This window comes from Thermococcus atlanticus (assembly GCF_054657855.1).
In genome coordinates this window covers 200,048-226,675 of record NZ_BAAHXX010000001.1, presented here as the reverse complement: position 1 = coordinate 226,675, position 26,628 = coordinate 200,048, and the positions used below count along the sequence as shown (strand labels likewise).

Here is a 26,628-nt window from a genome sequence, read left to right as displayed (position 1 = left end):
TGAGTCAAAAAGGTGAAACTGCGCTCCGCAAGATCTGTCCAAAAAACCAAAAGTTTTATATATAATACTTTCTAATTTCTGGACATGGATACCCTCTCGAAAATGGAAGTTAGAGCACTTTTGAAACTTAAGGGAGGGGAAACTATAACAGGGTTAGCCAGTAAATTGGGCTTATCCATTTATCGAGCATCCGTTCTTGTTTCATCCCTCAAAAGAAAGGGTCTGGTAAAGACGGAAAAAAGGGGAAAATACAGGATAGTGTCGTTAAGTGAGGCAAAGCCCGCAGAGCTTTTTAAAAGGTTGGTCCCCAAGTTTGGTCACATGCCCCTTAATAGGATTTTAAGCGGGAAAAGTCTGCCGCTTCTGGCTGTTCTTAGGGATACTCCCCTAAGTGCCCACGAGCTCTGCATAAAGGGGAATCTTCCAAGGAGTACCCTCTACTATGTACTTAACAGGCTCTCCAATTATGGCATTATTGGAGAGAGAGATGGGAGGTATTTTCTTGTTGAGAGATACAGGTTGTTTCACGAGTTTGCCCGGGAATTCTATGAGTTGCAGAATTCTATCAAAGCAAGGGAATTCTCGGGCGATGCTGTGGTGGTATGGAGCGGAGTTGGGGAATTTATCCTGTCTACGAGGAAGTACAGAGGGAAAGATGTTAGAAACTTTCACCTAACCGGGCTTGAGCGGTTTGGGGATTTTGGGATGGAGCTCGTCGGAACAGGACGGTATCACTATTATTATTCTGAGAGGGCAGGGGAGCTTTCTCTGGAAGAGATTATCCTGCATGCACTGCTAATTGATTTCAGCCCAAGAACGATCTTGTATTCAATCGTCCTGCTGCTGGCCCATAGGGACAGGATAGACCAGAAGAAGCTTTTTGAGCTCGGCATTAAATACGACGTGGATGTGGATGGGCTACTTGAGTACATTAAGGGCAAAGGAGTTAAAAGGTATCCTTATCCCTCTATGAAAGAAGTGAAGGAGATATTCAAAATGTACTTCGGTGAAGGAGATGGGTGCTGTAACCAGAGGAAAGATAATATCTGAGTTTCACCTGCTGGAGGAAAAGGCTGAGCTGCTTAACATCGAGCCCCTGGAAGTCTACTTGATTGGTGGTGGAAATCTGGCACTTAGGGGACTTAAAACTGCAACAAAAGATGTTGATATTGTAGTATTAAACAAAAAGCATTCTTCCCTTTTAGAGACCCTTCTTGAAGCCCCAGTACCGGGATTTCCACTCTACCTGAAGCAGTATAAATCCCAATGGGACTACGATCTGGGGATGAGCGTTAGATATACTCATCCCGTATCTGGGTTCAACCTTGATGTTTTTGTGAAAAGGGTTCTCAACAAGCTGTACCTGTCCGGGGACATGGTTTCGAGGGCGGAGGTTCCCGAAGAGTTTAAATCCCATGAGCTCTTTAAAGTCCGTCTTCTTTCAAAAGAAGATATCTTCTTGTTTAAAAGTGTAACTTCAGTGGAAAGAATGAGGGACATTGGGGATCTGATTGCACTTGTTGAGACCGGGCTGGACTATGGGGTGATCATTCAGGAGCTTGAGAACCAGCTTTTAAGGGATGAGTCACTCAGGAGCTTGGTTTCACTAATAATGCACCGTGTTGATCTTTTAATGGAACAAACTGGAACTGTAAAGGGGCTTGTTCACATTATGGAATATCTGAAAGAGATAAGCGGGTGAAACCCATGAGCGAGGCGGGCGGCAGAAGATTGCAAAGGGGACGGAGTTTTCTTATAAAGGCTTAATTTTTCAGAGTTATATCTCTATTTCATCAAGGATTCCACCGATATCTTTGACCGTCTGGCCGAGGAACTCTGCAAATCCTTTATCCACTTTAGTGTTCAGCAGATAAATCTCGTATTCATCCATAACATTAAAGCCTGCATTAAACAGTCTCCTGTTCCTCATAAGATTCTCCCTGTACTTCTCATAATTCATGGCCGAAGTGACCTTCCTGATAATCTCGTCTTTGTAGTCGGCTATTCTTAAGCCGTGCTGGTATAACAGGTACAGGTCGTAGAAATCCCTTAGTTTTTGAACTCTCCGGGTTAGAGCTGCTCTGACCTTTTCGGCCAGAATCTCCCTCATAGCATAAGCGAGGACTTCAATCTCAGAGTAGTCATCGAGGAAATCGTAGAAATACAGCCTGTCGTCCCCGGACAATGAAACCCCGCTTAGGAGGGTTCTTGCCGTAGGTCTTTTTGGTTCAAAGATAATGTCTTCAACTAGATTAACCTGAACTTTTATCATGCCTCCCTCTTTACCAGTGGGATACAGTTTATAGGTCACCATCCTTGAACCGCTTCCAAACTCTATGTACCGCCTGTTCTGCAGTTCGGCATTGAACTCAAGACCTATTTGGCTGGTAATAGCTTCAATTAGGTCGCCAACTTTTGTGCCTCCCCAACTAGAGCTTTTCTTCTGCTTCTCTTTGAGAGCCCTTCCCACTTTTCCTGATTCATAAATGTGAAGTCGAGGTCAACGCTGAAGCGGTAGTAGCCGAAATAGCATTTAACCAGGCAGGTTCCGCCCTTGAAAATGTAGTTCTGGGCGAAATATTTGCTGGAATACATTCTTTTCAGGATTGTGTGCAGGATTACATCCCTCTCAATCAAATCGGGCTTTCTAATTTTGCTCTTCTCGGCTATTAACTGGATGAACTCAGAGTAGTCCCTCATTCTCAAGCACCCCTTTTAGTGAACGGGGATAATGTTTGAGGTATTCGTGTATCCTTTCTTTGTTTGCCCTGTTCCAGTACTCCTCCAGGACGTTTTTTGCAGTGATTCTGAGCTTTGGATTGTACCGCGAGAGGTACAGAAAGTCCAGGAGGGTCTTTTCCACATCTGAATACCTTATCTCCCCCCGCTCCACTATGCCAAACCCCAAAAGTTTGGGTTTGATCCTTATGAACTCGACGTCCTCCCCGTAAATCTTTATGGCCTTTGAGCGGTAAATCCTGTCGTTCAGAAGGAATATCCTGGTGAAGTACTCATGGGTGAGGGCGTTTAATCTGAGGGCTGTGAACAGGCCGTAGTACCATTTCACGCTGAGTTTGTTCAATCCAAGTCCGATAATTTTCAACGGTTTTAGAGCCTTTCTCAGCTTGAACTCTTCGACGGTCTTTACATAGTAGAGTCCCCTGAGAATGCGGACTGCGTAGCCATAGGATATGAGATGATGTACCAGATAATCGGGGTTAATCCCAAATCTGCCACATATCTCGACCAGCTCCTCTTTTGTGACTGCTTTTCCACCGTATCTGGAAAGGAGGAACCTTACCGCAATGTTCATGTTTTAAATTTGTAGAACAACAGTTAAAAAAGTTAACGGTTGTTCTACAGATTTATATCCGAACTATGTGTTAAAGGGCTCATAAAGGTATCATAGAATTGAAAAGGTGACCTCCATGAGCGAGGCAAGCCAGGCTCTACAGGAGATCGCCAGGCGGAGGGGAATTGTCTTTGCCGAATTTATTTTAGTGTATCCTATGTATCCTAAACTTTATAAAGTATAGCATACAAAGGATACAGCATGAGGGCTCCGATACTGAAGGAGAAGATATTGAGGGAGCTGGCGGTTAAAGGAGAAATTTCTGTCAAAGAGCTTCTGGCCAAATTTAAGATTAACAGGCCTTACCTTTACAGAATCCTCAGGTCATTGGAGAGCAACGGTGCGATAATTTTGGAGACGGGGAGAATAAGGGTTGTTGACAAAAAAGCTCTCCTCTATACCTGGGGAGAGGAAAAGAGGAAGATATTTCAGGTTGTTAGAGGAGTAACATACAGGGTGAGGCCGAAAAAGGTTAGGGACTTTGTGGTGTTCTCCGGCACGTCGGCGTTATGGGTTCTTGGAAAGGTTCTGGAGCCAAGCTTTGGGACGGCATACATTAAAAAAGATGATTTAGATATGTTAAAGCAGATTGGGATCAAACGGGAGGGTTACCCAATCAGGTTCTACTCCTATGACGAGGATGTTTTTAATTATGCGAGGAACATAAGAGGGTACCGGCTGGCGGTGATTGAGCAGGTTATTGCCGATTCCATTGGGGAGGGGATGTATACGAGGATTATAGAAGAACTGCTGGAGGAGATGAGAAATTGAATGAACATGCAGGATGTTCAGAAGACGGGTACCCAAAAGGTTTAATAGGCTGATCTCAAAAATATACACCAAAGTTATCAAAATTGTTAACTATGGTGAATAATTATGAGAATCGAACTGCTCAACAAACTCGCAAGAAAGAAGATCTTCACCATAGATGAAGCAGCCAAGATAACAGGAATCAACAAAAACACCCTGAAAGTTCTCCTCAGCAGGCTTGAGAAAAAAGGATGGATTGAGAGAATTGAAAAGGGAAAATACATCGTGATCCCTTTGGGAGCAGAGAAAGGAGAATACACGCTTCACGAATTCATAATAGGCTCATTACTTGTAAAACCCTCAGCCACAGCTTACTGGTCAGCCCTTAACTATCACGGCTTTACCGAGCAAATTCCCAGCACCGTATTCGTCCAGACGACAGCAAGAAAGAAAAAACAGGATCTCAGAATTTTTGGGGTCAGATATAAAATCGTCAGGATAAAGCCCGAGAAATTCTTCGGTATTGAAAAAGTCTGGATCGAAGAATTCCAAGTACCTATAACAGACAGAGAAAAGACTGTAGTGGACTGCTTAGATAAGCCGAGATATTGTGGAGGAATAATCGAAGTTGCTAAAGCTTTCAGAGAGGAACTTGACACAGAAAAGCTCAGAGAGTATGCGTTGAGAATAAATAACTCTGCCGTCGTAAGAAGGCTCGGCTACCTGTGTGACTATTCTGGAGTAGACATTGACTTACCAAAGCCAAAAACGAGGAACTACATTCTCCTCGACCCAACAATGCCCAGAGAGGGGCATGTTGACAGTAAATGGAAGGTCATAATTAATGTTGAGCTGGAGGGGTTGGAATGATCCCAGCACTTGAAATCAAAGCAGTTGCAAGAAAGAAAGGAGTTCCCGAGAGTACTGTGGAGAGAGATTATGCCCAGAACTGGCTTTTGTTTGGGCTCTCAAAGACATCCCTCAAAATGGCATTAAAGAGAGGAACGGGGATAAGAAAGGTTTACATTGGAGATTACAGATTTTCGGATGATCTGGATTTTACTCTAATGGTGAAACACGATGAAAAAACGGTACAGGAAGAATTAATGAAGGGTATCAAAATTGCCAGAAAAGAAAGCGGTATCAGTTTTGAGAAGAATATTGTCTTTAAAGAGACGCTAAATGGTTATGAGGCTACAGTCTACTTTAGGATAATAAGACCATCAGGAGCACCGCTAAAAATCAAGATTGATTTAACCAAAAAGGAAAACGAATCAATCCTGCTTCCGCTGGAAAAAAGAAAAGTTATTCATCCTTATTCTGATTAGTGCAGTGCTGAGGTCGTAGTGTATTCCCTTGAGGAGATTTTTGCCGAGAAAGTCCGCTCGCTCTTCCAGAGGACAAGACCAAGAGATCTTTATGATGTATGGAACTTAAAGAATATAGTCGAGTTAGAGGCCGCTCTTAGTATCCTTCTCGAAAAGTTCAGAATTAAGAATGCCCAGTTTGAGCTGGGAACCTTTAAAGAGCGTAGAATCCATTATAAGAGGGCTTGGGTGGGGAGCTTAGCCCATCAAATAAATTCACTTCCAGAATTTGAAAAAGTCTGGAATGACGTTCTGGAATTCTTGGAGGAACTCAAGGAGAGTGTTAACCAATGAGGATTAAAGCCGGACGGGAGGGTAATGATCCTCGACAGGAAGGGGCTGATATTCAAATGGGCAAAGGATAAGGGGATAATCCTGAATTCCCTGAGCCCCGTAACCATTAAACTGATCCCTGACTATTACCTGAGGGATCTGGTTCTCTTCTCCGGAAACTCCGCCCTCTGGCTGCTCGGCAGGGTAATAAGCCCGGCAGGGGGAATTCTCTACACACGTGAAAAAACCTTTGAGGAGCTCCTTGAGCTCAAAGACCCTGAAGGTTACCCATTCAAGGTTTACATTTACGATGACTTCTACTTCAGGATCAGGAAGGAACTCAACGGTTATTACATTCCAGGCTGGGGAATGATTCTGGCTGACATGCTCGTTCAGGGGACGTATACGAGGCTCTTTGACGATGTTTTTGAGACCATCGTTTCCACGATTAAAGGTGAGAAGAATGAAGAGGATTGAGCTCTCTGATGACATACTCCTCGAGGTTTATGATTCGAGGAGAATCTTAACCATCATTAAAAAATCACGCTATGTCTTATAGGCCTTCATACAGCCCCCAAATCCACATTCACCCACAGACACCTGCAAAAAAGAAAACACTTCGCAAGGCGATATGTTTTTAATGCCACATGTTCACAATTTTTATAGGTGTGTGAAATGAATGAGGTTCTGGTTTCTCTTCCGCAGGATCTGGCGAGAATTTTAAGGGTTAGTGAAAAGGAGCTCCCGAGGGCTGTTAGAATTTACCTTGCTCTTGAGCTTTACCGTGAGGGGATGGTCAGCCTCGGCAAAGCTGCGGAGATTGCGGGAGTGAGCAGGTGGGAGGTGATGGAGATTCTGGCGTTAAAAGGGATACCCCTCCAGTACGACGAGGAGGACTTAAAGGAGGACATCGAGACCCTGGAGAGGTTGCTATGATAGTTGTCTCTGACTCGGGGCCGTTGATAGCACTGGCTAAGGTCGGAAAACTGAACATTCTGAAGGAGCTTTTTGGAGAGGTTATAATTCCGAGAGCGGTCTGGGTTGAGGTCGTGGAAAGGGGAGAAGGAAAGCCCGGCTCCGAGGACGTCAAGAGCGTAACCTGGATTAAAGTTGTAGAGGTTAAGGATAAGCTGAGTGTTGAAATCCTTAGGCAGGAAATTGAAATTGGAGAGGCTGAGGCAATTGTTTTAGCCAAAGAACTCAACGCCGACCTGATCATTCTGGATGAAAAAATCCCTCGGATTATCGCCAAGTCTCTAGGGCTGAATGTTGCCGGGAGTCTGGCTCTTCTCTTTATTGCGAAGAAGAAGGGAATAATAAACGAAGATCTGGAACTTATAATAGGGGAGTTAAGAGCTAGGGGTGTCCGTTTCAGTGATAAAGTCGTTGAAGAGCTGAAAAGAATGTACAATGTCAGTGATGCAAAAATGAAACAATAATGATGCAAAAGATGCAAAAAAGGTTGGCCCCTACGAATGAGGCAAACCGGGCATTGTAGATGATTGCAAGGGGGACGGCGAGTGTTTCCCATTATGCTGAAAAGCTTATTAACTGGTTACCCTCTCAAAATGTTAGGCGGGCTGTATGAACGTTAGTGAGCTGATCAAGAAAGGTGAGGGCGAAACTCTGGAGTTTAAGCGGGAGCTGAATGACTCCGTATATAAGACGCTGTCGGCATTTGCCAACACCGACGGTGGGATTCTGCTCCTCGGTGTTGGTGATGATGGAACCATTTACGGCTTTTCTGGGGACTTGGACAGCTTAGCCAGGTCAATAAGGCACAACCTTGGGATAAACCCGTCCATAAAGGTTGAGGAGATTGATGGGAATAGAGTCGTCATTATTTAGGTCTCCCAGTCACCTGTCCCGGTTTCTTTCAGGGGGATATACTACAGGAGGGTCGGTGCCCAGACCGTTGAGATGGGCTGGGAAGACCTGGGGAGGTTTTTCCTTAAAAAATCCGGAGTTACGTGGGATTCCCTGCCATCTTCCGCAGCGTTAGAAGACCTAGATGAGGAAACGATTAGAAAGTTTGTCCGTGTGGCCAGGAACAGGCTGCCGTACATCAATGAAAACGAGGACGTTGAGTCAATTCTGGATAAGCTGGGACTTCTGGAAGATGGAAAGATAACCAACGCCGCGCTGCTGCTCTTTGGAAAAGAGCCGCAGAGGTATTATATCCACCCCCGGGTCAGAATAGGCCGGTTTAAAGACCAGATAACGATCATAGACGACAAGGAGATTGGGGGAAATCTCTTTACCCAGGTTGAAGAGGCCATGAAGACGATAATGAGCCACATTGGAGTCAGGTATGAGTTTGAAGGGGAGCTGAGGAGAAAGGAAATCTGGGATTATCCTTTGGATGCCCTCAGGGAGGCCATAATAAACGCCCTGATTCACAGGGACTACACTGACCCGAGCAGTATACAGATTAAGATCTTTGATGACTTCATCTGGATATGGAATCCCGGAAGTTGCCGGAGGGGATTAGCCTTGAAGACCTGAAAAAGGAGATGCACCCATCCAAGCTGAGAAACCCCAAAATTGCTCAGGTTTTCTACTATGCCGGGCTGGTTGAGAGATGGGGCCCCGGAACGTTTAAGATGGTGCGCCTCTGTCTGGAGAACGGCTTACCCGAGCCCGAGTTTAAGGAGGAGGCCGGGGGTTTTTCCTGGTTCTTTTGAGAAAGGACATCTATACTGAGGATTACCTGAGGAAACTGGGTTTGAATGACAGACAGATTAGGGCAGTATTTTATGTGAAGGAGAAGGGGAGGATAGGGAATAAGGAGTATCAGGAGCTGTTCGGGGTTTCAAAACCAACCGCTTCCAGGGAATTAGACAGTCTTGTTAAGAAAGGAATCCTGACGAGAATCGGGGCCACGGGAAGGGGTACCTATTATGTGTTAGAGGGCTCAAAGGAATCATAAAGGGCTCATAAGGGTATCGTAAATTGAAAGGGTGATTTCCATGAGCGAGGAAAGTCGAGCTTTGCAGAGGATTGCCAGAGGGACGGGGTTATTTTTGCTGGCATGAGTTAAGTTGGCAAATGGTGCAACTACATTTCCAAAAAGGTTAAAAGGGATAAACCTGTAATGGATATCGGAGACATTATCAAGCAGAATGTTTCGCCCGCTCCCCTGTGAAGCCCGTCCGATGACAGGAGGGGGCGGATGAGCGGGTGTGTCTCTGGTTCTCTTTTAATGTTTTAGCCCTCTTCTCCGAAGATTAACGTAATTATCGGCTATTGTTATCAGAATACTCCTCTGGATGTAATACTCCAGCTCTTTCTCAATTTGCTTCTATGTTATGACATCTTTTTCTTTTTGTGCCTTCCATAGCTTTCGTTTTAGCTCCTCTATAGCCGGGGCAATATCGCCCTCCTTTATAATCGAAATTTGCATGTCTCCGAATCTATCCACAACTCCTCTCCAGAGCTTGTCGTCCACTATAATCTCCAGTCCAAAACGGGCATAGTATTCAACATCCTCCCAGAAGTAGTGGTCAATCTTTGGGTAGTACCTAGGCTCAAGATAGTACTTTCTCATGGCGCTTTCCAGCCTTGGCTTAAACTCGTCCTTTAAATACAGGTTTCTGTTTCTTTTAACCTCTCTGAAATGTTTTATCCCCCTAAACTCCCTTGCAATTTTAGGGAGGTCATTGTACTCGACTATTACAATTGCAGCTGCTCTGCTGCTTTCATCGATGGCCATTACAAGTGGCATAAATTATCCCGGGTTATGTCGCTGAGTTAAATTTATAACGCTTTTCATAGAAACTCTCAAATATGGACGTAATTTTGAGAACGAAAAAACCCGGAAGTATTAAGCCGCATGTGCTGATTTATTAAAGACTGCATAATTACAGGTGACTCCCATGAGCGAGGCAAGCCAGGCTTTACAGAAGATTGCAAGGGGGACGGGAATAGTCTTTGCCGGGACTGTAATTAATTTTTGTTGAGTCCTGAAAAAATCTCCGAACATCAATGTTTAAATATGTGATGACTCCCAATGTAACATGGAGTGACCCCACAATGTTGTTCAGTCGCATAAAGAAGTCGAGGAATGAGATGTTTGACCGTGAATATGAGTTTGACAAAATCGTCTCGGCCATAAAAGATGGGGTGCCGCTTATAGTGGTCACGGGCATCCGTCGCGTGGGTAAAACAACGCTTGTAACAGTCCTGCTTAATGAGATAGACACTCCCGGAGTGTATATAGATGCGAGAAAGCTCTGGAGCATCCATGCAAACATCTCCCCCAATGTTATAAAAAAGGAGATACTAAAATCCCTTGACGCCAGAAAAAGCTATGCACCCGTCATGAGACTCCTGCAGTCTTTGAAAAGTGTGACGATTGCGGGCTCTGGTGTAGAGTTTAAGGACAAAAACACAGACCTTATAGGTGTTCTTGATGATATTGAGAACAGCGGGGAGAGGGCGGTAATAATTTTCGATGAAGCTCAGTACCTTCGCTACTCTAACTATGACTACACTGCTCTGTTTGCATCCCTGAATGATAGTTATGAGAATATCACCCTGATCCTCACGGGTTCGGAAATAGGGGTTCTCGAAGAGTTCCTGGGCTTCAACGACAGGTACTCCCCGCTCTACAAAAGGGAGCACGAGATAGTGCACTTAGACCGCTTCAGCAGGGGTGAAAGTATGCAGTACCTGATGAAGGGATTCCGTGAGGTGGACATAGATGTGCCGGATGAAGAGATAAGGGACGCCGTTGAAGTACTGGATGGGATTGTCGGATGGCTCAGGGAGTACGGTTGGTTGCGCTACCGCGGGAGGAGTCACGGCGCTGCCATAGACGAGGTGTTCCAGCGGGCAAAAAGCGATATAATAGACGAGCTTTCAAGGTATTCACGAAGGTACCTCACCATAATGATGGCTGTTTCGGAGGGCTATAACGCGTGGTCATCCCTAAAAGCGTACCTTGAAAATGCTGAGGGGAAGAGAGTAAATGACGGGTCATTGAATACCGCCCTTCGAAACCTCATTAAGTACGGTTACCTCGAGAAACATGGGGATGAGTACCGCATCACCGACCCGGTAATTGAGAGGGCACTCAGGCATGCGCGCTGAAATCTGAAATAGCATGATATATGTTAAATGGCTTATAAAGGTGGTATCATACGCTAACAAAGGTGAAACCCATGAGCGATGCGACTCAGGCCTTACACCGGATTGCGAGGGGCACTGGAATCATCTTTGCGGGGACGGTTATTTCAATGTTCTTCGGGTTTTTGAGCAGGGCGATAATAGCGAGGGAGTTCTCGAAGGCCGAGTATGGGGTGTTTAATTTGGCCTTAACCGTTCTGAGCATAGGGCTTGTGATTGCCACGCTCGGCTTTCAAAATGCTCTACCCAGGGAGGTCGCGTTCTACAGGGAGAAGATGCCGAAGAAGGTGGATAGATTGGTTTCAACGGCCATCGCCATAACAGCGGTGAGCGCGGTGATAACGGCCCTCCTGATCTTCTTCCTGGCCGGGGACATATCTTTGATCTTCCGCGAGGAGCGCCTGGTCAGCGCGCTCAGGGTTATAGTCTTAGCCCTCCCCTTCTCGGCCCTGACCGCGGTCATCATCTCGGTGTCGAGGGGCTTCGGCAGGGTGAGGGAGAGGGTGTATTTTCAGAACATGGTTTATCCCATAACCTGGCTTGTTTTGGTTGCATCAATCGCCGCTCTGGGACTGCCGTTCAACTCCATGTTTTACGCCTATTCCCTGGCCCAGCTCCTCACGTTTTCTGCTCTTCTTATCGAAGCATACAGGATCGGGCTCCTCAGGGTTGGGGCCCGCGTTGATATTGAGCTCGGGAAGCATCTGGTGGCCTTTTCCATTCCCCTGATGCTTGTTGGGATACTGAACTTCATGATGACGTGGACAGACACGTTAATGCTGGGCTATTATAAGGGCTCAGAGGTCGTGGGGATTTACAACGCCGCCTCTCCGCTGGCGAGGTTGATACCCGTATTTCTTGGTTCCGCTGGGATGCTCTACGCACCTATAGTTACCCCCCTGTACGCCCAGGGGAAGATAAAGGAGATGGGCAGGGTTTATCAGGTACTCACCAAGTGGATTTTTATGCTGACCCTTCCGCTGTTCAGCCTGATGTTTCTGTTTCCAGAGACAACGATAAGGCTCTTCTTTGGGGCCAAGTATGTGTCAGCGGCCCCGGCGCTTCAGATTTTAGCGTTGGGTTTCATGTTTCACACGTTCCTGGGGCTGAACGGGCTGTCCCTTCTCGTTATCGGAAAGCCGAAGCTCAACATGATAGGGGACACCTTTGCGGTTATTTCAAATGTTTTGCTAAACTTCCTGCTGATACCGCCCTACGGGATCGTCGGTGCGGCAGTGGCAACGGCCGTCTCCTACTTCGTGGCGAACGTTTTTAGATCGTTCTGGCTCTACCGGAGGACGGGAATCCACCCTTTCAGCTGGAATTATGTAAAGCCTTTGGTTATTAGTTTCGTGCTACTTGGGATTATCAAGGGGCTTAATTTAAAAGTGCCGAGCATATGGTACGCGGTTCCCGTTTTGGTGGTGTTCCTTGGAGTCTACGCCCTCCTCGTGCTCCTGAGCAGGAGCATTGATAGGGAGGATGTTGAGCTACTGCTGGCGGTGGAGAGGAAAACAGGAATTGATCTGGGAATAATAAAAAGGGTTTTGAGGAAGTTTGTCTAAGGTTGTGGGGGGAAATACTATGGGGTCAGGGTCTTTGGTTGATATTGCTAAAGCCATTGTAACAAAGAATGATACCACAAAAAGGATGGCACTTAAACTTTGGAGGCAGTATCAAGAAATGAAAGCCAGACGAGACTTTTATTCAAGGATTAAAACTCTGGGCTTTGAGAAGTACATTGACACTTCAAACCGACCTGATATCAACGTTATTATTCTAACACTGGACTGTCTGAGGTACTCAAACCTTTCATTCGCGGGTTATCACAGGGAGACGACACCTTTCTTAGACTCCTTAAGGGTAAAATTCAGGGCAATTTCAGCCGCACCATGGACATACCCTTCTGTAGCATCTATTTTAACGGGTCTCTATCCTCACAACCACAACGCATACATTCACAGCAAGGTTAAAAATTTTGACACGCTCAAGTCATTCAAACCAATAAGAAAAAGCGTGCTCACCCTTCCTGAAGTTCTCTTTGCATTGGGATATGATCTCTATTTTGGAACTTCAATCGATGTTGCAACTTATCCTCTAAAAGGTAGGGTCGTTCCTGAACGTTATTCTGCAGATATACCCGCAGGAATTGTTTTAAAGGATTTCAAAAAATGGGTGTCAAAACGAAGAAAACCCTTCTTTGCTTATCTTCATCTCGGAGACCTGCACGGCCCAATACCCGAGATGCATCTCCAGGGTCACTTTGGGAAAGTGGAACCTATTCCCAACATAACCACATGGGACTTTAGAAAACCCGAGGAACAGAATGGGGAGCATTTCAAAAACTACGTATACAACCGCACACTGCTGTACGATAATGCCCTGAGATACTTAGATGAACAGATTGAGGATCTTTACGACTATTTGGAAAAGATCGGAGTTCTGAACAATACAATCATAGTTATCACAGCCGATCATGGGGATGAGTTCTGGGAGCACGCAAGGCTGGAGGCAGAGAACTTCTATGACCCAAGGGGATATTATGGAGTCGGGCACGGGCACAATGTATTCAATGAGGTTATCGAGGTGCCTATCATACTCGACGGAGCCCTTGAGAGGAAGGGAGATTTCATTGAGGAGAGGGTTAGCCATGTTGACATAATGCCAACGATCTTGGATCTGCTCGGAGTTTCACATAATTTAATTTTCGATGGTCAGAACTTATTTGAGGTTAGAAATAAGAAAAGGCCGTTGCTCTCCGAGGCCGCTGGTTATGGTTATGAGAAAAAGGTTTTAATTCTAGGGAGATATAAGCTCCTATACGCTCCGGACGATGGTGTTGAATGGCTCTTTGACCTTAAGAAGGATGCCTCCGAACAGCACCCAATTAAAGACAAGGATGTTACTTCGATATTCGTCAATAAGCTGAAAAAGATGCTTGAGATGGACGAAAAAAGAAAATTGGGAGAAGTAATTAAACTGAAAAGTTTTACTTAAATCTTACCTTTTAGTTTCAGAGTTTTAATAACCTTTTTGAGCTTTTTATCTTCTTTCTTTTTCATATAGTAGCTTGGATCAACGTATTTTGGCTTTCTTTTGGCGAATTCTGAGTTTTCTTCAAAGATTTCCATTAAAACTCTACCGTCCATGTCATTCGGAATTGGCAAGCCGAAGATGTGGAGGATTGTTGGGGCGATGTCATAGATTTTTGCACTCACTCGTTGGATCCTCTTAATTCCTTGACCATATGCAAAAAAGATTCCATGGACCCTATGGTTGGCTTTTTCAATTTTTGGATCAGTTATTATTTCGTTTTCGTTGTAGTTATTGGTAATTGAATCATATGTTGGATACCCTTCTTTCGGTAAAATAACTAATATTTCAAAGTGTCCATCACTACAAAATCCTGGATAAATCTTTTCTACAGGATATATTCCTTCAATAACCCTCTCGCCTGTCTCCGGATCTATTAAATTTTCTAACAATGATTTAAGTTCTTTTTTTGTCTTTTCCGGGTTAACTTTTTTATTTATGTATAATAACCCGCCAAGTCCGGAATAAGATAAGAAGAATGCTTTGGAGTTATCTAAATCAAAGTCTTCAAACAAATTTGGAGGTGTCCAAGATCTTACTGTCTTTTTGATTATTATTTTCAGAGTATTGGGCAATTTCCTATACATCGGGAGTACATGGGGGATAATTCTGGATATGTATTTGGCGATATGACTATTTGATTTACTCACTTGCTTCCTTGGCTGTAGGTATCCTTCTTTTATTAGCAAGTTATTTACGTAGATTATTTTATTGGTCTCTCTGAAACCATGATCAGAAACCACCATTAATATCTTATTACCATCTTCTTCCACCTTTTCTATGACCTTTCCCAAAAAATTGTCGAGATATTTCCAGTAGTCTTCCATTTCTTTAGTTCCCCATAAAATATGCTGTATTCTATCTGGACCAATAAAAACAAAGAACATCAAATTCCAATCTTTTTCAAACAAGTGCCAGAACAATTTGATTCTCTCATCAGTCATCTCGTATAATTGTTTTATGAACTCTTGGGTTCTACCGGAATATTTGGATGGTTCGAGTTCGAATCTGTACTTAGGAAATTTTTTTAATATTTCATTTTTGAATTCTGGAGGATATGTAAACTCTGAATCGAGAGAAGGCGTGAGCATGCCCGTAACCATAATCCCCATTATTTTTCGAGGAGGATATGTGAAGGGGACATTAACCACTATAGACTTTTCAATATAATCCCATAATTCTATAGATTTTTTATCTCTTGAAGTGTACATAGATTTTTTCCAGCCATCTTTTGTTTTTTTCACTTTGATAAAACTATATATCCCATGTTTTCCAGGGTTTTTCCCTGTTGTCATTGAAGTCCATGCTGGTGGTGTTATTGGTGGAATAGTGCTTTCTAAAGGTCCAAATACTCCCTGTTCTATTAATCTTTTAAAATTTGGAAGTTTTCCTTCATTTGCCCAATTAAAGATGAGTTCCCAATCTGCACCATCAAAACCTAATACCAATACTTGTGTATTTATTGTCTCTCTCATTCTTATCCACCAAATAAAACACCGAACAAAACAATTAAAAAAGATATTGGTATAATTAAAGGATAACAGAAACACAAGCATCTTGAAAAATTAATCTGAGGGATGTTGATGAGAATCACTTTTGTCATCCCAGGAATTGGAATCACAGGGGGCACTAGGGTAGTTTTAGAGTATGCTAATCATTTAATAAGAACGGGACATCAGGTATATGTTATATATCCGTTAATACCTGGAGTTCCACCATCTCGATCAAGATTAAAGATAGTAACAGCAAAGATTGTAGGAGGGGTTAAGAATACACTGTCACGAAATAAGATTAGTTGGTTTAATTTAGATGCTAGTTTAATTCCTATACCCACAATAGACGCTAGATTTGCTAGATTGGTGGGGAAACTACTTCCAGATTCGGACGTTATAATAGCAACTGCTTGGCGAACAGCATATTTTGTGAATGCTCTGCCAAAAGAGAAAGGAGAAAAATTTTATTTTGTTCAGCATTATGAAATATGGGACATTTGGAATAGCTTGAAGTGTTGGGAAAAAGCAAGAGAAATTGAAAAAGACACCAACCGCCTTCCAATAGCAATGTCATACATTATCCCAGAGGATCCCTATCTTAAGAAAGTGAAAGAGCTTGTGGATGCAACATATACAATGCCATTGAAGAAAATTACAATTTCTCCATGGCTTAAGGAACTTTTAGAAAAGCGTTTTGGGCAAAAAGTTTATGGGATGATAATAAATGGTGTGAATTTCGATATTTTCCATTGCGATAATGAGAAAGATTGGAATGCTGAAAAGAGGATTATTTTAATGCCTTATCGTGGAATTCCATGGAAAGGAGACTTAGATGGTTTAAAGGCTCTTAGAGAGGTTTATACAAGATACAAGGATAAAGTTGAAATTTGGCTTTATGGGCCGAGAAAGCCTAGTAATCTGCCAAATTGGGTTAAATTTTTTGAGAGACCAAGTGATGAAGAACTAAGACAATTGTATTGTAAAGCCCATATCTTTATAGGACCTAGCTGGGTAGAAGGCTTTTATTTGCCCCCTATGGAAGCGATGGCTTGTAAATGTGCAGTAGTTTCTACGAATGTAGGAGCAGTTCCACATTATACAATTCCAGGCAAAACTGCAATCGTAGTTCCACCTCAGAATCCTCAAAAAATTGTTGAAGGAATTAACTACTTGCTTAACAATTGGGATGAGGCTAAAAAGATAGCCGAGAGAGGGTATAACCATATAAAACAATTTACTTGGGAAAAAGCTACAAAAGAGTTTGAAAAAGCGCTATATGTGGGACTACGAAGTGGTAGAGATTAAACCAAGATCATGGCATCATCATTTGAATATATGGTGTTTTTTACAGTTTTTAAGAATATTCTCCATGTGGCATATTTAATATATGTTATCGGTTTTCCCTTTAATATTGGGATGGAGTACACTAGTATGTCCCCCCTCATTACATTGTATCCTAAAAAGATGTAACTATTGGTTAGCATTGCATTGTCTATTTTTGTTAACAAAGCCACGTCTTTATCCCCCATTAGTGCATATGCTTTTAAATTTGCTTTTCCAGGCGTGTCCGTTAGGATTTTTTTGTTTTCTTTAAACATTTTAATCCAATTACCTGCAACAACATTCTGATCAAATGTTCTATAATCAACATAAAATTTATATCTATATGTTGAATCCTCTGAGAATGCCATCCAGCTCCAGCTTACGGGTATTTCTTTTGGTTGGTATTTAAAAATCTCATACATCACTCCAGTATTAAAAAGCAACAAAACTACCAAAAACACTGTCGCAACCTTATAGGCTTTTTTCTTAGAGAATTTAATATGAACAAGCTTTGTTAATTTCTCTTGCAGAGCAATTATTCCAAAAGAGAAATACTGACTTACAAACAACAAAGAAAAATGGTATGTTCTTGCTGGATCCATAAACTTTGCAAAGAAAGGTAAGGCTACCATCGCTCCCCAAAGTCCCATTCCCATTATTGAGAAATAATTGAATAAGGCCAATTTTAGCTTTCTTGTGTAAATGTAATATAAAAAGCCCACGGCTGTCACAAACTGTGCAGTTAAGTACCAGGCTTTATAAATATTGCTAAGCAATCCACTTGGACTTTCAGCAACAAATTTCAGGGCTGTTTCCTGTAGCAACATCTCTTTTATTCCTATAATTAGACCATTTATAGCAAATCTCCATGAATAATATAACGAGGAGCTAGCAATGTAAAGATACCAAGAAAGCATAGCAACTCCATATATTAATGTAACCTTTTTGATAATGTCTCCATCTACCTTGTTTGCAGGTTTAACAATTTGTGACGAGACACATGCTCCAACAATGGCTAACAAAAAGATAGATGATGAGCCATAATGGGAGAATATTATCCCAAGGATAAAGGATAATATTAGTATCTTACTTTTCTTATGGATCATTGTAATAATCAACAGTACTATATACAACTCTGCTATAGCTTGCCTCACAGTGATATAATTTATTTTGTAGTACCAATCAGAAATGAAAAGGAATATTGCAAGGAGAGAAAGCCTTTTATCTTTGAGAACACTAGTATTTACGAGATAATAAAGAGCAACTGGAAGCAAAGAGATGTAAAAGGGCATTAGAGCTTTGAATACATATGTTAAATTAATTTTAAGAAGTTCCGAAAAAATGGGGATCATTAATGTTACTATAGGGATTGCATTATAATTCTGTTTTATTTGAAAATTCCATAGTCCATTTATGTAGGTTAAATGTGCAATTTGGTACTCTACATATATATCCCTTCCCCATATATGATGTGAGAACATCCAATATACATACAACAAAGACAAAGAAAAAGTCCATACTGCGAATGCCTCTCTTTTCAACTTATTCTGGAAAATCAAAAATGCAAATGAGATATCAACAAGAACAATAGTTAGTAAGTTCACTTTCTCATTCATGTTATAGCTTCCTAAAATTGCCAAAATAGGCAAAAGTGATAATCCCAAAACTTGAGGATTTAAAATATCTCTGAGCTTTGTTCTACTAATATTTTCACTTCCCAAATAACTTTTATCTCTAAGATATGATCCAAGTAGAAGTAAAAGGTATGTGGCGTTGAAAGTTACTAAAAGCGACTTTAGCGTTATTGGTTTTTCAATTCCGATCGTTGGATAGACAAAATTGATTACAACACTGACAATCATTACATAAAAAAGACTTAATCCAACTGCATAGAGAAGAGACTCGACCTTATCAATCCTACCAATCCGTAATATTCTTAAAATTGTGTATCCGGGGATGAATGTTAAGAACAAAAATCCAAAAATCTGCCTAATCAATGGAATACTCAAATTAAAGTAATCCAATGCTATGCTCCCATTAAACGCTAAAAGCAATGACAGTGATATGACTGCAAATTTTTTAAAGCTTATATTATTCAGCATCTGCTCACCGAGTTATAAAAAAGAAGAAAGCATTAAAAAGGTTATTGCTTTAAAATAGTTTGTCATGATACCGAGGATCTCAATAATAATCCTCAACTGGAACGGCTGGAAGGATACGGTTGAATGCTTGGAGTCAGTTTACAGGATTAACTATCCCAATTACGATGTTATTGTGGTTGATAATGGTTCTAAGGATGATTCCCTTCAGAAGATTAAAGAATACGCCGGGGGGAAAATCAAGGTTGTTTCAAAGTTTTTTGAATACAATCCCAGTAACAAGCCGATAAAGGTCTTTGAGGTTGATGAGGACGAAGCAAAGCAGGGGAAGTTCAATCGCCCGGTTTATGAAAAGTACGACGTTAACAGAAGAATGATTTTGATAAAGAACAGGGACAACTATGGCTTTGCCGGAGGCAATAACGTTGGAATAAAATTTGCCCTGAGCGTCTTGAATCCGGATTATGTCCTATTGCTAAATAATGACACCGTTGTCGACCCGAACTTTTTGACGGAGCTCGTTAAGGTTGCAGAGAGCGATGAGAAAATTGGGATTGTTGGGCCGAAGATTTATTATTATGATTATAATGGAAGGATTAACATAATACAGTACTGTGGAGTAAATTTTATTCCAATATTCCTCCACAAACAGATATTTGGACATAAGCAAAACTCCTGTAATTATACTAACCCAGTCTTAACAGATGAAGTCCATGGAGCTTGTATGCTGATTAGACGTAGTGCATTCCAGAAGATTGGTCTTTTAGATGAAGATTTTTTTGCGTATTGGGAAGAGACCGACTTTTGTTACAGAACTTCAAGGTATGGATATTACCTGAAAGTTAATCCACAAGCTCGTATCTGGCACAAGACTGGATCAAATAACCCATCAGAAAAAAGGATAAGTTCATTTGCCACATATTTGTTTGCCCGCAATGCCATTCATTTTATACGAAAAGAGCTATATGGACTTGAGAGATTTTTGAGTTTGGGATTCACACTAACCATAAGGCTTGCTTTTTTAGAGGGCGTATATTTTTTGTATTATCAAAATTCGAAAGTAGCCGTTAGTTTTATTTTGGGTCTGATAAACGGCATCCGGGGGGAAACAGGAAAACCGGCTTACAGTAGGGAATAATACACATCTTCGTAATCTCTAATAACATCATCCCAAGTCCTTATCTTCTTGCTAAATGGTCCAACTTTGACATCGCTGTTCACGATTTTTAAGATTAACTTTGCTACCTCCTTTGGATCGGGTGGATAATCAACGCCAAAACATCCTGGTTCCTTTGTAAACTCCTCTAAAGCTGTCCCTTTTGTTACTATTGCCGGAGTTCCCATGGCTAATGCCTCAGCAACTACAATTCCATAACCTTCTGATTTTGATAATAACAAAAAGATATCAGCCTTTTTCATCTCTCTTAGGACTTCTTCATGAGGAAGGAAAGGAATCCACTCTATAAACTTTTCGACTTTTAGTTTCTTTGACAATAATAGAAGGTTTCTTTTTTCGGGCCCCTCTCCGATTATTCTTAATCTAACATCTTTGAATCTAAAATAATATACAAGATGATGGAGAGTCAATATTATATAATTGACTCCTTTGTATTCATTTAGATACCCAACATAAAGGAGTCTAAGTGGGGATCCAAACTTTTTTGACTTTCTTCTCGCCACTATCTTTGGAACCCCATGTGGAATTACTGTTATCTTCTCAAATGGAACTCTAAAGATAACTCTAACATTTTTAGCCTCAAAATCTGAGACAGAAATCAAATGATCAACAAGATTAATAAAGTGCCTGTTAATTGTTTTATCATAAAGCGACCCAAATATTTTGCCTGCAATTGTGTTCCTATTAAGTGGATCATAATGGGGTGTAAAAACTACAGGATTAAATCGTATCATATTTTTTAAAAGAAAGAGTATTTCCGCCGAAAATAATGTATGTGCTCCATGAACATGAACAATATCTGGATTAAACTTTCTTATTATCTCCTTGATAACTTTAACATTTTTGACACTAAGACCATAAAGGAATTCCCTGTACTTATACCCTCTGATCAACTTGAAATTCTCTATCTCTTCTTCAGTCATTTGCAGTTTGTCATTCCAAGCAGGGTTAAAAACTACTACTTCATGACCCCACTTAGAGAGCCACCTGACAATTTCAAACACCACTTTATTAATTCCGCCCGGTGCTGTGGTTTCCATGTAGTTGATTAAAAGGAGCTTCATAACTGTCTCCCTCCGATTAAGGATTTAAACACCCTCTCATACTCCCTCGCGACCTTCTCCCAGTTGTACTGCCTCCGTATCCTCTTAACCTGGGTCTTTCTTATAAGCCTTAGGTCGAACTCCCCGCGCTCAAGAATCCTCATTTTATTACTCAAATCATTGGCATCTTTAAAATATATCCCCCCCTCCTGCAGAACCTCCCTGTTGAATGGCACGTCATAGGCCAAGATAGGCCTCTTAAACAGCATCTGCTCAAGTAAAGATGGATTCGTCCCGCCGACCTCGTAGGCGTGGATGTAGGCGAAGCAGTTCTTCCTCAGAACTCCAAGGACTTCCCTGTCGTATATCGGATCGAGGAACACAATGTTTTCATCACCGCCCCTCAGCCTCAGGAGGTGCCTTGTGTAGGGGTCTTTTTCGTTGAAGTTTCCCACTATGACGAGCTTTTTTTCTGAGTTAGCTTTCTTAAAGCCCTCGACCTCAAGGTGGATGTTGTTCTCCGCAACTATTCTGGCGACTGTGAGGTAGTATCCCCCAGGCTCAAGCCCGAACTCTTCAAGTGCCTTCAGCTCCTCATCCTTAGAAAGGCCGGAAGGAACAAGCTCCCTCGCGCCGTAGGCGATATAGACGACCTTCCTCGGTTTGTGCCTTTCCTCCAGATGCTCCCTAATTCCAAGGGAATCTGCAACAACAATGTCAGGAACTTTACAGGACAGGTACTCCATGAGGTACATGTAGATCATCGTGGCGAGGTACACCGGAAAGAGGTGGAAGGACACAAAGCGGCTTCTTTTTATCAACCTGCGCCACTCCACACCGTCGGGGTTGATGAGGATTTTCTTTTTTGAAAATCGGGCCAGCAGTGCGGCCACAGAGCTGTCAGGCCCAAGGAAGTACAGCAGGTCAATCTCATCCCCGTGCTTTGAAAGGATGTACACGGCGTTCAGGAAGTCGTTGATTGACGGGATGCTCGTGCTCTTGCTTTCAACTGCTGGGGAATGCACCCGAATTATCCCATTATACTCGTCCTCAAAGAATTTTCGGTCTTCATGCATGACATAAAACCTAAAACTCCCCTTTAGCCTCTCAGTAAGCTCCTCAACAAACGTCTCAGTCCCACCGTACTTTGAGGGAATGCCTCTGAGGCCGATTATTGCAACCCTTGGCTTCACTCTTCCACCCGCCTACTCCTTCAGCTCCCTTATGCTCTTCTTGACCTCGACCATCACCCTGAAGAGGTAGCTCATCACAAAGCCGATCGCCATGAACTGGACCCCGCCGAGGACAAGGATGGCAGTAACTATAGCCAGAAGGTTGTGGGAGATGTGTCTGAACCACTCATAGACCACATAAGCCCCGGAGAGCAGACCGAGGAGAAGGAACAGCCCGCCGAGGAAGTAGAGGTACTTTGCCGGGTTGTACCTCACGAGGAGCTCGGCTATCGTCCTGCCTATCCTGAGACCATCTCCAAGGGGGCTGAGCTTGGTATCCCCGTGACGCTTGTAATAGTTTATGGGCACCTCCATGATCCTGAAGCCGTTGGCGAGGGTCTCAACGGTAAGCTCGGCCTCGACCTCAAACCCGTGCTTCAGAAGGTTGGCGTTTTTATAGACGTCCTTCCTCAATGCCCTGTATCCGGAAAGGATGTCGTAGAGCTCAACCCCGTAGAGAACCCGGAAAATCCAGTTCAGAATCTTGTTGCCCATGAGGTTGAGCCTTGTAAAAGCGCCGTCCTTAAAGTTAACCAGCCTGTTGCCTATGACGTGCTCCGCAACCCCTCTCCTTATGGGTTCGAGCATCTTCTCTATGTCCTTCGGGTCGTACGTGCCATCGCCGTCGATCAGAACGGCAACCTCTGTGTCAACGAGGGAAAAGGCCTCCGCAACGGCCTGGCCCTTGCCCCTGCCGCTCTGCACGACAACTCTCGCTCCTTTCTCTCTCGCAATCTTCCGGGTATCATCTTCACTGTTGCCGTCTATAACGAGGATGTTGTTATAGCCGAGCTTTTTGAACTCATCTATTACCTTCCCGATGCCCTCCGCCTCATTTAGGGTTGGGATTATTATGGTGACATCTGACGGCGTAAATGCGAGCTTTTTTATCATGCAACCACCCTGAGCGCACCGTTAAGCTGATTTTCTGCATTTATTATAACAACCATAGTGCCGTGCCTTATAACAATTGCGCCTGCCTCACGGGCGATCTCCGATGTCCTGTCACCCGACCCGTCGTCAACCACCAAGACATCGCCGTACTTCCTCGCTAAAGCAACGACCGAACCAATAGTTAATTCCTCATTATATGCGGGAATTACTATTAGGGTTTTCATGTTATTCACCCAGCTTTTTCTTTATCTCTTCGAGCTCTTTTTCTCGGATGAGTATGCTGTTTAAACCTATTGAACGAGCATGTCTGTTCATTTTTTTGTCATCGGTTATTAAAGTGGCGTTGAGCAATAGAGCAGTTGCCTATGAAATAGCAATCAAAGCCGGAAGCTCCGGTTTTCGTGGCGACTTCGATGCTCAGTTCAAATATGTCTTCTTCTGGTATAAAGATGTATGAAGCTGAAAGTGATTCTAAGACTCGTGGAATTAGTCTGTGATATCCGTTCCTCTTTAAAACACTTGCAATCTCGACAAGTGCTACATTTGGAATATAAACCTCAAAATCTTTGCTGTCAATGAACTTTACCAGTTTTCGACATTTTTTGTGGGTTTCAATTTCTCTCTCGTAAACATCCTTGGGAAGTGACTTTCTTGGAGCAAGTATACTCTTCACTATCACACTTGTGTCTAACGCTGCTTTATTCATAATACCTCTTCCTCCTGATTTCCCTCAGTGTTTTGTCCAAATCTTCCCTGGCTTCGAGCTCAAGCTCATCGATTAATTCGGAGAACCTCTTTTCTTCAATATACACAAGGATTTTCTTCCTTTTTGGAAGCTTTATCGGTTTTGTGAGCTTTAACACTCCATTCTCATAAACAGCCTCAACAACTTTTGGCATGACTCCTCACCTTGATTCATGTCCGGAACTTTAATCATCACAACCTTCATTATCTCACCTTTATCCTAGTTCATGTTCTGGCAGTCTTCGCGATGGCTTTGAATTCCAGAGGAATGTCTTCATGTGAAAAGTAAAGCACTTCTATTCCAATTACCCTGCCGTTTTTATCTTTTTTCAAAATAATTCCCTCTCCAACTTCTTCACAGATTGCCTCCTTTTCCGGATCATCAAACCAGATATCGAGCGTCTCCATATCTTTGTTGTGAATTAAAATTAACCTCCTCTCCATATCTCCTCACCTTCCTTAATTCTATCGGTGATGTAAGTTGTGATTATAAATCCATCTCCATTCAAATGTCTGCATACAACACAGATAAACTTATCTCCAGTCCTGCGATAATAAAGATATACATTAGGGTCTTTCCTGCTCTGCCTGATGAACTCTGGATCTTTTAGCGTCATGACTACATCTTTCTCTCTTCCTCTCATTATCGGATGCTTCACTTTCACGATAAACTCCCAGTATTCTCTTGTCGTTCTTATTTTCTTTTTCAATGGTGTCTCTGTTTCAAAATAAAGATCATTAGAACTCATACATAAATGACCTCCCTTAAGACGTACTGTTTTATGTGTGGTTTTAAAGCCCTCTTCATGACAAGGTCAACTTTAACTCCAAGCAGGTCGCTTAAATACATCTCAAGCTCTATGAATTCGAAGAGCGATGGCGTCTCATAAAAGTCCACAAGAATGTCAACGTCGCTTCTCTCACTCTGCTCTCCCCTCACGTAAGAGCCAAAAATCCCGATCTCCTTAACCTTAAACTTTCTCTCCAGCTCTCTCCTGTGCTCCTTTAAAATTTTCTCAATCTCCCCAAGATCCATGTTATCCACCGTTCTTCAGCTTCCTTTTCACGAGTCAGCTAGCTTAACCGCCCTCTCAGCGTCAACTTCATCAAAGACCTCATAGGGGACCCCTCCCGGCAGTCCGTTTGGGTATCTCGTTGGGATATAATACTTATCCAGTACAGATGCCTTCTTGATTTTTTCAAATTCTCTGTCATGGGTTATAACTCTCCTGCAGAGCTCTGCCACGGAATGTCCAAAAATCATCATAAATCTCAGCCCTCAGCTCTTTTGCGGATTTTTGGTTTTCAATGAACTTAAACTTGAGTATCTTTTGATTCGTATTCCAACCCAAGGCTTCTTCTCTTTTTTATCTCCCTTATGATTTTGTCCATGTTTTCCTCCAGCCACTCGTGCCTCTCCTTCGTGTAGTCACCGTAACCCATCTCAAAGCTCTGAAGGAAGCGAACCATCCCAATCGGGCCTAAAGACTGTGTTAAAGCTTTAATTCCGATTTTTCTGATCTCACTAATTGTTCTAACCTCACTCAATCCCCAGCACCTCCTCAACAAACTTAACCGGATTCATAACTCTCACTTTGATTTTATCCCCATTCTCTTTAACCTTTTTGATAAGAGGATCATCTGTCGTCAGCATAATATTGGAGGCCCTTTCAGCGCAGGCAATATGGAGGGCATCCATTGCTTTAATACTCAGCTTCTCTATTTCTTTTGCCCTCTTTATTATTTCGCTTTCAAGGACGACTTTCTCCCTTGCGATGGAAGCCAGTATCTTAACTTTTTCTCTTCTCTCACTATCAGGGATTTTTGAAATTTCATAATCTATAACTTCGCTGCCTATCATTATCCACTCATCGAGGCATCTTTCTAGGACTATAAGAACGGCTTCACTTTCAAGTCGAATCCTCTCATTACTTTGGTCATCAAATGGCCTATTGAGGCAGCAAACATCAAGATATATTCTCATGTTTTTCACCGCTCCTTTCTTCACTCTCTTTTTTCGAGTTCAATATCTTTCTTTTGAAAGCCTCGGGGCAGGGATGCAGTGTTCCTGAGTCAGACATTCAAATCACTGAAATCCTTTTAAGTTTTGGAGTGCTGACCTCCTCCCCATCAATAGCGGGGGACTAAAGCTGAACCCTCACAAAGGGGGAGGAGGTCAGATTTTCACCTCTTCCCGGCATACTCCATTGTTATGTTTTAATGCTCCTCGCAATGGCCCTGAACTCAAGGGGGATGTCTTCATGCGAAAAGTAAAAGCACCCCTATCCTAATTACCCTGCCGTTCTCATCCTTTTTCAGGATAATTCCCTCTCCGACCTCCTCACAGACGGCTTCCTTTTCCGGATCATCAAACAGATATCGAGCGTCTTCATATCTTTGTTGTGAATTAAAATTAACCTCCTCTCCATATCTCCGCACCTTCCTTAACTCTATCGGTGATGTAAGTTGTGATTATAAATCCATCCCCGTTTAGATGTTTGCATACAACACAGATAAACTTATCCCTGATTTTGCGATAGTAAAGGTACACACCGGCGTTTTTTCTGCTCTGCCTGATAAAATCGGGCTCTTTTAGGGTTTGAACAGTGTCTTTTTCCCTGTCCCTCATTATTGGGTGCTTTATGCTCACGATAAATTCCC

36 protein-coding genes and 1 pseudogene are annotated in these 26,628 nt (G+C 42.6%); 17 read left to right on the top strand and 20 right to left on the bottom strand.

Annotation, left to right across the window (positions count from 1 at the left end; all coding sequences use genetic code 11):
- The first annotated feature begins 84 nt into the window (after positions 1-84).
- Together ACYQ27_RS01215 and ACYQ27_RS01210 are read left to right on the top strand one after the other, a co-directional pair.
- Entirely contained in the window at positions 85-1,050 is a 966-nt protein-coding gene (locus ACYQ27_RS01215) for a hypothetical protein (protein WP_460040843.1), read from the top strand.
- The gene (locus ACYQ27_RS01210; RefSeq protein ID WP_460040842.1) at positions 1,016-1,702 is read left to right on the top strand and encodes a hypothetical protein; all 687 of its coding nucleotides are present in this window, start codon (positions 1,016-1,018) and stop codon (positions 1,700-1,702) included. The genes ACYQ27_RS01215 and ACYQ27_RS01210 overlap by 35 nt, the downstream gene beginning before the upstream one ends.
- A 75-nt stretch (positions 1,703-1,777) precedes the next feature.
- On the opposite strand, the gene ACYQ27_RS01205 is transcribed toward ACYQ27_RS01210, so the two are convergent.
- The 3 genes from ACYQ27_RS01205 to ACYQ27_RS01195 are packed head-to-tail and all read right to left on the bottom strand — an operon-like array spanning position 1,778 to position 3,313.
- A complete protein-coding gene (locus ACYQ27_RS01205; protein WP_460040841.1) occupies positions 1,778-2,470 on the bottom strand; it encodes a nucleotidyl transferase AbiEii/AbiGii toxin family protein in 693 nt (230 codons plus the stop codon).
- Positions 2,401-2,700: a nucleotidyl transferase AbiEii/AbiGii toxin family protein gene (locus ACYQ27_RS01200; RefSeq protein WP_460040840.1), complete on the bottom strand. Its 300-nt coding sequence runs from the start codon at positions 2,698-2,700 to the stop codon at positions 2,401-2,403. The genes ACYQ27_RS01205 and ACYQ27_RS01200 overlap by 70 nt, the downstream gene beginning before the upstream one ends.
- Entirely contained in the window at positions 2,684-3,313 is a 630-nt protein-coding gene (locus tag ACYQ27_RS01195) for a type IV toxin-antitoxin system AbiEi family antitoxin domain-containing protein (RefSeq protein ID WP_460040839.1), read from the bottom strand. Before ACYQ27_RS01195 ends, ACYQ27_RS01200 begins: the two co-directional genes overlap by 17 nt.
- Positions 3,314-3,553: 240 nt before the next feature.
- Between ACYQ27_RS01195 and ACYQ27_RS01190 the strand changes: the two genes are divergently transcribed.
- The 10 genes and pseudogenes from ACYQ27_RS01190 to ACYQ27_RS01145 all read left to right on the top strand — a co-directional run bounded on the left by ACYQ27_RS01190 (position 3,554) and on the right by ACYQ27_RS01145 (position 8,671).
- Positions 3,554-4,123: a winged helix-turn-helix transcriptional regulator gene (locus ACYQ27_RS01190; RefSeq protein ID WP_460040838.1), complete on the top strand. Its 570-nt coding sequence runs from the start codon at positions 3,554-3,556 to the stop codon at positions 4,121-4,123.
- Positions 4,124-4,228: 105 nt separating this feature from the next.
- Positions 4,229-4,972, top strand: a complete 744-nt coding sequence (locus tag ACYQ27_RS01185; protein ID WP_460040837.1) for a type IV toxin-antitoxin system AbiEi family antitoxin domain-containing protein — start codon at positions 4,229-4,231, stop codon at positions 4,970-4,972.
- A pseudogene (locus tag ACYQ27_RS01180) lies at positions 4,969-5,763 on the top strand (nucleotidyl transferase AbiEii/AbiGii toxin family protein). Before ACYQ27_RS01185 ends, ACYQ27_RS01180 begins: the two are co-directional and overlap by 4 nt.
- Before the next feature lie 24 nt (positions 5,764-5,787).
- Positions 5,788-6,219: a hypothetical protein gene (locus tag ACYQ27_RS01175; RefSeq protein WP_460040836.1), complete on the top strand. Its 432-nt coding sequence runs from the start codon at positions 5,788-5,790 to the stop codon at positions 6,217-6,219.
- Positions 6,220-6,417: 198 nt separating this feature from the next.
- Positions 6,418-6,678, top strand: a complete 261-nt coding sequence (locus ACYQ27_RS01170) for a UPF0175 family protein (RefSeq protein WP_456395624.1) — start codon at positions 6,418-6,420, stop codon at positions 6,676-6,678.
- Complete coding sequence (locus ACYQ27_RS01165; RefSeq protein ID WP_460040835.1) at positions 6,675-7,181, top strand: PIN domain-containing protein; 507 nt, start codon at positions 6,675-6,677, stop codon at positions 7,179-7,181. Before ACYQ27_RS01170 ends, ACYQ27_RS01165 begins: the two co-directional genes overlap by 4 nt.
- A gap of 145 nt (positions 7,182-7,326) precedes the next feature.
- Positions 7,327-7,590 carry an AlbA family DNA-binding domain-containing protein gene (locus ACYQ27_RS01160; protein ID WP_460040834.1) on the top strand — a complete coding sequence of 88 codons (264 nt, stop codon included), beginning with the start codon at positions 7,327-7,329 and terminating at the stop codon, positions 7,588-7,590.
- A 72-nt stretch (positions 7,591-7,662) separates the two neighbouring features.
- Positions 7,663-8,247: a hypothetical protein gene (locus tag ACYQ27_RS01155; protein WP_460040833.1), complete on the top strand. Its 585-nt coding sequence runs from the start codon at positions 7,663-7,665 to the stop codon at positions 8,245-8,247.
- Positions 8,202-8,426 carry an ATP-binding protein gene (locus tag ACYQ27_RS01150; RefSeq protein WP_460040832.1) on the top strand — a complete coding sequence of 75 codons (225 nt, stop codon included), beginning with the start codon at positions 8,202-8,204 and terminating at the stop codon, positions 8,424-8,426. Before ACYQ27_RS01155 ends, ACYQ27_RS01150 begins: the two co-directional genes overlap by 46 nt.
- Complete coding sequence (locus ACYQ27_RS01145; protein WP_460040831.1) at positions 8,423-8,671, top strand: MarR family transcriptional regulator; 249 nt, start codon at positions 8,423-8,425, stop codon at positions 8,669-8,671. Before ACYQ27_RS01150 ends, ACYQ27_RS01145 begins: the two co-directional genes overlap by 4 nt.
- Before the next feature lie 372 nt (positions 8,672-9,043).
- Here ACYQ27_RS01145 and ACYQ27_RS01140 read toward each other — a convergent pair whose 3' ends face one another.
- Positions 9,044-9,466, bottom strand: coding sequence for a hypothetical protein (locus ACYQ27_RS01140; protein ID WP_460040830.1), 423 nt, complete (start codon positions 9,464-9,466; stop codon positions 9,044-9,046).
- A gap of 308 nt (positions 9,467-9,774) precedes the next feature.
- Between ACYQ27_RS01140 and ACYQ27_RS01135 the strand changes: the two genes are divergently transcribed.
- The 3 genes from ACYQ27_RS01135 to ACYQ27_RS01125 all read left to right on the top strand — a co-directional run bounded on the left by ACYQ27_RS01135 (position 9,775) and on the right by ACYQ27_RS01125 (position 13,866).
- The gene (locus ACYQ27_RS01135; protein WP_460040829.1) at positions 9,775-10,833 is read left to right on the top strand and encodes an AAA family ATPase; all 1,059 of its coding nucleotides are present in this window, start codon (positions 9,775-9,777) and stop codon (positions 10,831-10,833) included.
- A 71-nt stretch (positions 10,834-10,904) separates the two neighbouring features.
- Positions 10,905-12,434: a flippase gene (locus ACYQ27_RS01130; RefSeq protein WP_460040828.1), complete on the top strand. Its 1,530-nt coding sequence runs from the start codon at positions 10,905-10,907 to the stop codon at positions 12,432-12,434.
- Between the two features lie 34 nt (positions 12,435-12,468).
- Positions 12,469-13,866, top strand: coding sequence for a sulfatase family protein (locus ACYQ27_RS01125; RefSeq protein ID WP_460040827.1), 1,398 nt, complete (start codon positions 12,469-12,471; stop codon positions 13,864-13,866).
- On the opposite strand, the gene ACYQ27_RS01120 is transcribed toward ACYQ27_RS01125, so the two are convergent.
- On the bottom strand, positions 13,863-15,437 hold the full coding sequence (locus ACYQ27_RS01120) for an alkaline phosphatase family protein (protein ID WP_460040826.1): 1,575 nt from the start codon (positions 15,435-15,437) through the stop codon (positions 13,863-13,865). The genes ACYQ27_RS01125 and ACYQ27_RS01120 overlap by 4 nt on opposite strands.
- Positions 15,438-15,545: 108 nt before the next feature.
- Here ACYQ27_RS01120 and ACYQ27_RS01115 point away from each other — a divergent pair, with 108 nt between their 5' ends.
- Entirely contained in the window at positions 15,546-16,760 is a 1,215-nt protein-coding gene (locus ACYQ27_RS01115; protein ID WP_460040825.1) for a glycosyltransferase family 4 protein, read from the top strand.
- On the opposite strand, the gene ACYQ27_RS01110 is transcribed toward ACYQ27_RS01115, so the two are convergent.
- Positions 16,757-18,880 (bottom strand): DUF2206 domain-containing protein, encoded by a 2,124-nt coding sequence (locus ACYQ27_RS01110; protein ID WP_460040824.1) that lies wholly within the window; start codon positions 18,878-18,880, stop codon positions 16,757-16,759. The two genes, ACYQ27_RS01115 and ACYQ27_RS01110, sit on opposite strands and share 4 nt — an antisense overlap.
- A 64-nt stretch (positions 18,881-18,944) precedes the next feature.
- Here ACYQ27_RS01110 and ACYQ27_RS01105 point away from each other — a divergent pair, with 64 nt between their 5' ends.
- A complete protein-coding gene (locus ACYQ27_RS01105; protein WP_460040823.1) occupies positions 18,945-20,015 on the top strand; it encodes a glycosyltransferase family 2 protein in 1,071 nt (356 codons plus the stop codon).
- Here the strand turns inward: ACYQ27_RS01105 and ACYQ27_RS01100 are convergent.
- The 14 genes from ACYQ27_RS01100 to ACYQ27_RS01035 all read right to left on the bottom strand — a co-directional run bounded on the left by ACYQ27_RS01100 (position 20,000) and on the right by ACYQ27_RS01035 (position 26,617).
- Entirely contained in the window at positions 20,000-21,118 is a 1,119-nt protein-coding gene (locus ACYQ27_RS01100) for a glycosyltransferase family 4 protein (RefSeq protein WP_460040822.1), read from the bottom strand. The genes ACYQ27_RS01105 and ACYQ27_RS01100 overlap by 16 nt on opposite strands.
- Positions 21,115-22,290, bottom strand: coding sequence for a DUF1972 domain-containing protein (locus ACYQ27_RS01095; RefSeq protein WP_460040821.1), 1,176 nt, complete (start codon positions 22,288-22,290; stop codon positions 21,115-21,117). Before ACYQ27_RS01095 ends, ACYQ27_RS01100 begins: the two co-directional genes overlap by 4 nt.
- 12 nt (positions 22,291-22,302) lie before the next feature.
- Positions 22,303-23,223, bottom strand: coding sequence for an S-layer glycoprotein N-glycosyltransferase AglJ (gene aglJ / locus ACYQ27_RS01090; RefSeq protein ID WP_460040820.1), 921 nt, complete (start codon positions 23,221-23,223; stop codon positions 22,303-22,305).
- The gene (locus ACYQ27_RS01085; RefSeq protein WP_460040819.1) at positions 23,220-23,447 is read right to left on the bottom strand and encodes a glycosyltransferase; all 228 of its coding nucleotides are present in this window, start codon (positions 23,445-23,447) and stop codon (positions 23,220-23,222) included. The genes aglJ and ACYQ27_RS01085 overlap by 4 nt, the downstream gene beginning before the upstream one ends.
- 98 nt (positions 23,448-23,545) lie before the next feature.
- On the bottom strand, positions 23,546-23,929 hold the full coding sequence (locus tag ACYQ27_RS01080) for a type II toxin-antitoxin system VapC family toxin (protein ID WP_460040818.1): 384 nt from the start codon (positions 23,927-23,929) through the stop codon (positions 23,546-23,548).
- Complete coding sequence (locus ACYQ27_RS01075; protein ID WP_460040817.1) at positions 23,922-24,122, bottom strand: antitoxin AF2212-like protein; 201 nt, start codon at positions 24,120-24,122, stop codon at positions 23,922-23,924. Before ACYQ27_RS01075 ends, ACYQ27_RS01080 begins: the two co-directional genes overlap by 8 nt.
- A 70-nt stretch (positions 24,123-24,192) precedes the next feature.
- Entirely contained in the window at positions 24,193-24,411 is a 219-nt protein-coding gene (locus tag ACYQ27_RS01070) for a DUF2283 domain-containing protein (protein WP_460040816.1), read from the bottom strand.
- Positions 24,396-24,716 carry a hypothetical protein gene (locus ACYQ27_RS01065; protein WP_460040815.1) on the bottom strand — a complete coding sequence of 107 codons (321 nt, stop codon included), beginning with the start codon at positions 24,714-24,716 and terminating at the stop codon, positions 24,396-24,398. Before ACYQ27_RS01065 ends, ACYQ27_RS01070 begins: the two co-directional genes overlap by 16 nt.
- Positions 24,713-25,003, bottom strand: coding sequence for a nucleotidyltransferase family protein (locus ACYQ27_RS01060; protein WP_460040814.1), 291 nt, complete (start codon positions 25,001-25,003; stop codon positions 24,713-24,715). The genes ACYQ27_RS01065 and ACYQ27_RS01060 overlap by 4 nt, the downstream gene beginning before the upstream one ends.
- A 27-nt stretch (positions 25,004-25,030) precedes the next feature.
- Positions 25,031-25,234 carry a HEPN domain-containing protein gene (locus ACYQ27_RS01055; protein WP_460040813.1) on the bottom strand — a complete coding sequence of 68 codons (204 nt, stop codon included), beginning with the start codon at positions 25,232-25,234 and terminating at the stop codon, positions 25,031-25,033.
- A gap of 47 nt (positions 25,235-25,281) precedes the next feature.
- Positions 25,282-25,515, bottom strand: a complete 234-nt coding sequence (locus ACYQ27_RS01050; RefSeq protein ID WP_460040812.1) for a hypothetical protein — start codon at positions 25,513-25,515, stop codon at positions 25,282-25,284.
- Positions 25,508-25,951, bottom strand: coding sequence for a PIN domain-containing protein (locus ACYQ27_RS01045; RefSeq protein WP_460040811.1), 444 nt, complete (start codon positions 25,949-25,951; stop codon positions 25,508-25,510). Before ACYQ27_RS01045 ends, ACYQ27_RS01050 begins: the two co-directional genes overlap by 8 nt.
- Positions 25,952-26,226: 275 nt before the next feature.
- Positions 26,227-26,406 carry a DUF2283 domain-containing protein gene (locus ACYQ27_RS01040; RefSeq protein WP_460040810.1) on the bottom strand — a complete coding sequence of 60 codons (180 nt, stop codon included), beginning with the start codon at positions 26,404-26,406 and terminating at the stop codon, positions 26,227-26,229.
- Positions 26,381-26,617, bottom strand: coding sequence for a hypothetical protein (locus tag ACYQ27_RS01035; RefSeq protein WP_460040809.1), 237 nt, complete (start codon positions 26,615-26,617; stop codon positions 26,381-26,383). The genes ACYQ27_RS01040 and ACYQ27_RS01035 overlap by 26 nt, the downstream gene beginning before the upstream one ends.
- Positions 26,618-26,628 lie beyond the last annotated feature (11 nt).